Annotated in this window: 4 protein-coding genes and 1 pseudogene; 3 read left to right on the plus strand and 2 right to left on the minus strand. The window is 74.8% G+C overall.

The genetic code is table 11. The features are described from left to right. Positions 1-358, minus strand: a pseudogene (locus tag EBH09_RS34555) (S1 family peptidase); the annotation flags it as partial. Positions 359-617: 259 nt separating this feature from the next. Here EBH09_RS34555 and EBH09_RS34560 point away from each other — a divergent pair. The 3 genes from EBH09_RS34560 (at position 618) to EBH09_RS34570 (ending at position 3748) form a co-directional block, all read left to right on the plus strand. Beyond that, on the plus strand, positions 618-1124 hold the full coding sequence (locus tag EBH09_RS34560; protein ID WP_121750738.1) for an SRPBCC family protein: 507 nt from the start codon (positions 618-620) through the stop codon (positions 1122-1124). Next, on the plus strand, positions 1117-2736 hold the full coding sequence (locus tag EBH09_RS34565; RefSeq protein WP_121750739.1) for an NAD(P)/FAD-dependent oxidoreductase: 1620 nt from the start codon (positions 1117-1119) through the stop codon (positions 2734-2736). Before EBH09_RS34560 ends, EBH09_RS34565 begins: the two co-directional genes overlap by 8 nt. 130 nt (positions 2737-2866) lie before the next feature. After that, positions 2867-3748, plus strand: a complete 882-nt coding sequence (locus EBH09_RS34570; RefSeq protein WP_121750740.1) for an SDR family oxidoreductase — start codon at positions 2867-2869, stop codon at positions 3746-3748. A gap of 81 nt (positions 3749-3829) precedes the next feature. Here the strand turns inward: EBH09_RS34570 and EBH09_RS34575 are convergent, their stop codons facing one another. Beyond that, entirely contained in the window at positions 3830-5365 is a 1536-nt protein-coding gene (locus tag EBH09_RS34575) for an NAD(P)/FAD-dependent oxidoreductase (protein WP_121751156.1), read from the minus strand. Positions 5366-5371: the final 6 nt, after the last annotated feature.

Genomic DNA, 5371 nt, shown 5'->3' on the forward strand with positions numbered 1-5371 from the left:
CACCGGTCGCGCCGACGGCCCGGACCGTCGCGGGCGACGCCTCCGAGGTGACGGCCACGGTCAGCCGCCCGCGACCGGCGTCGAACCAGGAGCCGCCGTAGGCGTCCCCGGCGGCCCTGCGGGCCGTGGGTGCGAGGTCGGTGGCGCGGCGTTCGGCCGCGAGCCGGTCCTCGGCCTCGGTCCGGGTGAGGCCGAAGTCCCGCTGCATGGCGTCCAGGAGCCCGGCGGAAGCGGCCGGGTCCTTGGCGGAGTCGGTGGGGGAGCCGGCCGCCGAGGCGGGCAGCGTGCCGACCGCGGTGAGGCTGCCGAGCATGAGAAGGGTGGCCAGGCCGAGGTGCCTGAGTCTGCTGCGTCTCACGGGAGTTGCCCTTCGTCGTTCCAGCAAGGTGGGGGTGGAACAACCGCAGTCTGAGAGCGCTCTCAGAGGGTTGGCTCCGAGCTTAGTCAGAGTGCGACGTCAGGTCCATGCCAATGCAGAGGCTTTCCGGAGAGCCTGGCCGCCGGGCGGCAGGAGACCGCGCGGAGGGGCGGGAGAGCCTGCCTTGGTTGGCCGGTCCCGGACGGGGCACTCAGTGCTGCGTCCTTGCAGTGACGGCTTCGGGATGTGGGAGGCACGCGTGGCGGTTCGGCATCGGTTGATCCAGGCGAGTCCGGCGGCGGTGTGGGACGTCCTCGCGGACGGCGACCGGTACGTGGAGTGGGTGGTGGGCCCGTCGGAGGTCATCCCCAAGACCGGACAGTGGCCGCAGGTCGGCGCGACGATCGCCTACGAGGTGCGGCTCGGGCCGATGCGGCTGAACAACGAGTCGGTGGTCCGGCACTGTGTGGAGGGCTCCGTGCTGGAGCTGGAGGCGAAGGCGGGCAGGCTCGGCACGGCCAGGATCGCCATCGAGCTGCGCCCCTGGGGCGAGCAGTGCCTGGTGATCGTGGACGAACACCCGCTGCGCGGCCCCGGCGGCCTGCTGCACAACGTGGGTGTCGAGGCGCTGATCCAGGTGCGCCACCGTGCGATGCTCGCCCGGCTCGCGAAGCTGTGCGAGTCCGAGGCCGGCGAACAGTGCAGGCCGGAACCGGCGGAGACGACGGGGTCGGTGGACTTCGGACCCGGAGCCGGCCGTGCCTGACGCCGTCGTGATCGGGGCCGGCCCCAACGGGCTGGTGGCGGCGAACCTGCTGGTGGACGCCGGTTGGAGCGTGGAGGTCCTGGAGGAGCAGCCCGAGCCGGGCGGGGCGGTGCGCCACGACAGCGAGGTCGCCCCCGGCTTCGTCAACGACCTGTTCAGCTCCTTCTACCCGCTCGCCGCCGCTTCCCCGGTCCTCGCCGGACTGCGGCTGCAGGACCACGGGCTGCGCTGGGCGCACGCCCCCCATGTGCTGGCCCACCCCCTGACCGACGGCACGTGCGCCGTCCTCGACCGCGACGTGGGCACCACCGCCGCCTCCCTCGACGCCTTCGCGCCCGGGGACGGCGCCGCCTGGGACCGCCTGCACGAGGTGTGGGACCGGTACCGGGCCGACATCCTGGACGCCCTCTTCACCCCCTTCCCCCCGGTCCGGGCCGGCGCCCGGCTGGCCCTGCGGCTGCGCGGCGGGGGCGGACTGCGACTGGCGCGCACCCTGGTGCTGCCGGTACGGCGCATGGGCGAGGAGGAGTTCCACGGCGAGGGCGGCAAACTGCTCCTGGCCGGCAACGCCCTGCACGCCGACCTCGCGCCGGAGGCCGCCGGGAGCGGCGGTTTCGGCTGGCTGATGTCCATGCTCGGACAGACCTACGGCTTTCCCGTGCCGGTCGGCGGCTCCGGCGCTCTCACCGCGGCCCTGGTCCACCGGTTGCGCGCCCGGGGCGGCATCCTGCGCTGCGGGCGGCGCGTCGAGCACGTCCTGGTGCGTGACCGGCGCGCGGTGGGTGTCCGCACGGCAGGCGGGGAGACGGTCGCCGCCCGGCGCGCCGTCCTCGCGGACGTGTCCGTGCCCGCCCTCTACGGCGATCTCGTGGCCCCCGAGGACCTGCCGGAACAAGTCCTCGCCGATCTGCGGCGCTTCCAGTGGGACTTCGCCACCTTCAAGGTGGACTGGGCGCTGGACGGCCCCGTGCCCTGGCGGTGCGAGGACGCGGCGCGGGCCGGGACCGTGCACCTGGCCGACGGTCTCGACGAGCTGACCCGGTTCGCCGCCCAGATCGCCATGCGGCAGGTCCCCGACCGTCCCTTCGCGCTGTTCGGCCAGATGACGACCACGGACCCGTCCCGCTCACCGCGCGGCACGGAGTCCGCCTGGGCCTACACACACGTCCCCCACGACATCCGGGCCGACGCGGGCGACGAGGGCATCACCGGCAGCTGGGACACCAAGGAGCAGCAGCTCATGGCCGACCGCGTCGAGCGCCAGGTGGAACGCTTCGCTCCCGGCTTCCGGTCACTGATCCGGGCCCGGCGCGTACTGGCCCCGCCGACGCTGCAGAACATGAACGCCAACCTGGAGGGGGGCGCCATCAACGGCGGCACCACGGCCATGCACCAGCAACTCGTCTTCCGGCCCGTGCCCGGCACCGGGCGGCCGGAGACCCCGGTGACCGGCCTCTTCCTCGCCTCCGCGGGCGCCCATCCGGGCGGCGGGGTGCACGGGGCGCCGGGCGCCAACGCCGCGCGCGCCGCGCTGCGTCAGCACCGGTTCGCCGGCCTCGCGCGGGTCCAGCGCACCCTCACCCGACGCGACCGCACCGGCGACAAGCCATGACCGGCTGCGTGCTCCAGGCCGTGTGCGACCTGCCGCGTTCGCCTGGCGCCCGCGGTCGGCCGCGTGCGACCGCGCACCTGCGACCGGCCGCGTGCGACCGTCCACGTGTTCCCCGAGAAAGGGCCGACCGGTGACAGACAGCCCCCTCCAGAACCGCACCGTTGTGGTGACCGGCGCCGCGCGCGGACTGGGCGCCGCCCTGGCACACGCGTGCGCCCGCCGAGGTGCGCGGATCGCGCTGCTCGGCCACGAGAAGTCGCGACTGGACGCCGTGGCGGCGGACCTGCCGACTCCGGCGTGCGCAGTCGAGGCCGACGTCACCGACCCCGCCGCACTGGACGACGCGGCCGGTGAGGTCCGCGGGCGCCTGGGGCCGCCGTCGGTCGTGGTGGCGAACGCGGGCATCGCGGAAGGCGGCCCGTTCGCCACGTCGGACCCGGCCGAGTGGCGCCGCGTCGTCGACGTGAACCTGACCGGCAGCGCCCACACCGCCCGCGCCTTCCTGCCGGACCTGCTCCGCACCGCCGGATACCACCTGCAGATCGCCTCGCTGGCGTCGCTCGGCGCCGCGCCCATGATGAGTGCCTACTGCGCCTCCAAGGCGGGCGTGGAGGCCTTCACCCACTCCCTGCGCGCCGAGGTGGCCCACCACGGGGTCGCCGTGGGCATCGCCTACCTCAACTGGCTCGACACCGACATGATCCGTGACGCCGACCGGTACGCCGTCCTGCGCGAGTTGCGGGCACACATGCCGGCTCCGGCCCGCCGCACCTTCCCGGCGGACTACGCCGCCGACCGGCTGGTGCGCGCCGTGGAGCGCCGTCGCACCGCCGTGTACGTGCCCGGCTGGCTGCGTCTGGCACAGGTGGGGCGCACGACCCTGCCGCCCCTGGTTCTGCGGCTGTCCCGCCGCGAGCTGCCACGGCTGGAGGCCGAGGGCGCCATGGCCCCCACCGGCCCGCTCGGCGCGGGCGGGCGGGCCGACCGCGCGGTGGAGGACACGGGGGCGTAGAGAGCCTCGCGCAGGTCAGCGCGCCCCGAACCGTCGAGCCCGCGCAGGTCAGCGCGCCCCGAACCGTCGAGCCCGCGCAGGTCAGCGCGCCCCGAACCGTCGAGCCACGGCACGCAGCAGTACCGACCGTCCCCGGTCGGGCACCGTCCACAGCGTCTCCCCGCGAACGCCCCACCGCTCCAGCAGGGCGTTGGCCGCGAGGAACCCGGAGGTGGCGGCGCGTTCCATCAGGGCCACGGGCAGATCCGTACGGACCAGGTCGCCGGCGACGACGACGGCCGGGTCGGGCGTGCGGACCGTCGGACGGTCGCGGTAGCCGCCGACGGTGAACAGCGGGCAGTCCGCCCGCCACTCGTGCCGTGCGGCCACGACCCGGGCCTCGCGGGTCTCCGGGTACACCTGGTGCAACTGGCCGACGAGGCGCTTCTCCTCGACCTCCCGGACGGCCGTCGAGGGCAGGGCGTAGGCGTGGAGTTCGACGACCGATCCTCCGGTGCGCGCGGCCCAGCGGTCCGCTTCGCCCTCCCACTGGGACAGCACACTGACATTGTCCAGCGAGCCGTAGCCGCTGGTACCGAGGAAACCGGGCCGGCCGGACGCGACCGGACGGTCCAGCCACAGCCGGGAGACCAGGAACGGCGGAGCGGTCCGCAGCCGCGCCACCCCCCGGCGCCACCCGTCGTCACCGAGCTGCGGTGAACGGCCCACCACCCCCTTCAGACCGCCGGTGTCCAGTGCGAGCACGACGGCGTCGTACGGCCGGGCACCGGCGGAGTCGACCACCAGGTGGCCGCCGGACGGGCCGGGCCGGACCGCCTCGACGGACGTGTTCGTCCGCACCTCGGCACCGTGCCGCGTCAGTTGCTCCGCGAGCGGATCCCACAGCGCCCGCGGGAACGGCTCGCGGGGGACGTCGAACAGCAGGCCCTCGCTGGAGCCGAGGAAGTAGATGTGGAACATCAGCGCCATCTCCGCGGCCGACAGCTCCCGCGGGTCCGCGAAGAAACTGCGGGAGAACACCTCGAAGGCCAGATGCCGCGCGGCCGCGGGGAAGCCCACGGCGTCGAGGAAGTCGTGCGCGCTGATGTGGTCCAGTTGTTCGTGGACGCGGCGCGTACGGACGTCGAGGAGCGGCAGGGCGGCGGCGGGCCGCATGGCCGGGAGGTCGCGCAGCCCGAAACTGGGGCTCAGGGCGACGAAGCCGAGAGCGCTGAACGGGGGAGTGCGCGGTACCCGGCGGAAACCGTCGCGCAGCCCGCTGCTGTGCCACAGCGGATAGTCCGGCAGCCCGGTCAGCATCCCCAGCGCGGGGTCGGAACGGCGCAGCAGGCTCCGCAGGTTGTAGTACTGGCGGAAGAAGGCGTGGAAGCCCCGGCTCATCGTGGCGGGCGTGCCGTCGGGCAGGTCGACCGGCCATCCGGCGACCCTGCCGCCGAGCACGGCCTCGCGTTCGTGGAGCACGACCCGTACTCCCCGTTCGGCCAGGACGGTCGCCGCCGCCAGGCCCGCGATGCCGCCGCCGATCACCGCCACGGACGGCGGATCACCGGCCACGCGCTCCCGCCCTGCCCGGGGACGGACGGCCAGTGCGCGGCGGTCCCGCCCCGGCGGCCGCACCCCGCC

It is taken from the genome of Streptomyces sp. E2N166 (assembly GCF_003671715.1).
GTDB classification, from domain to species: domain Bacteria; phylum Actinomycetota; class Actinomycetes; order Streptomycetales; family Streptomycetaceae; genus Streptomyces; species Streptomyces thinghirensis.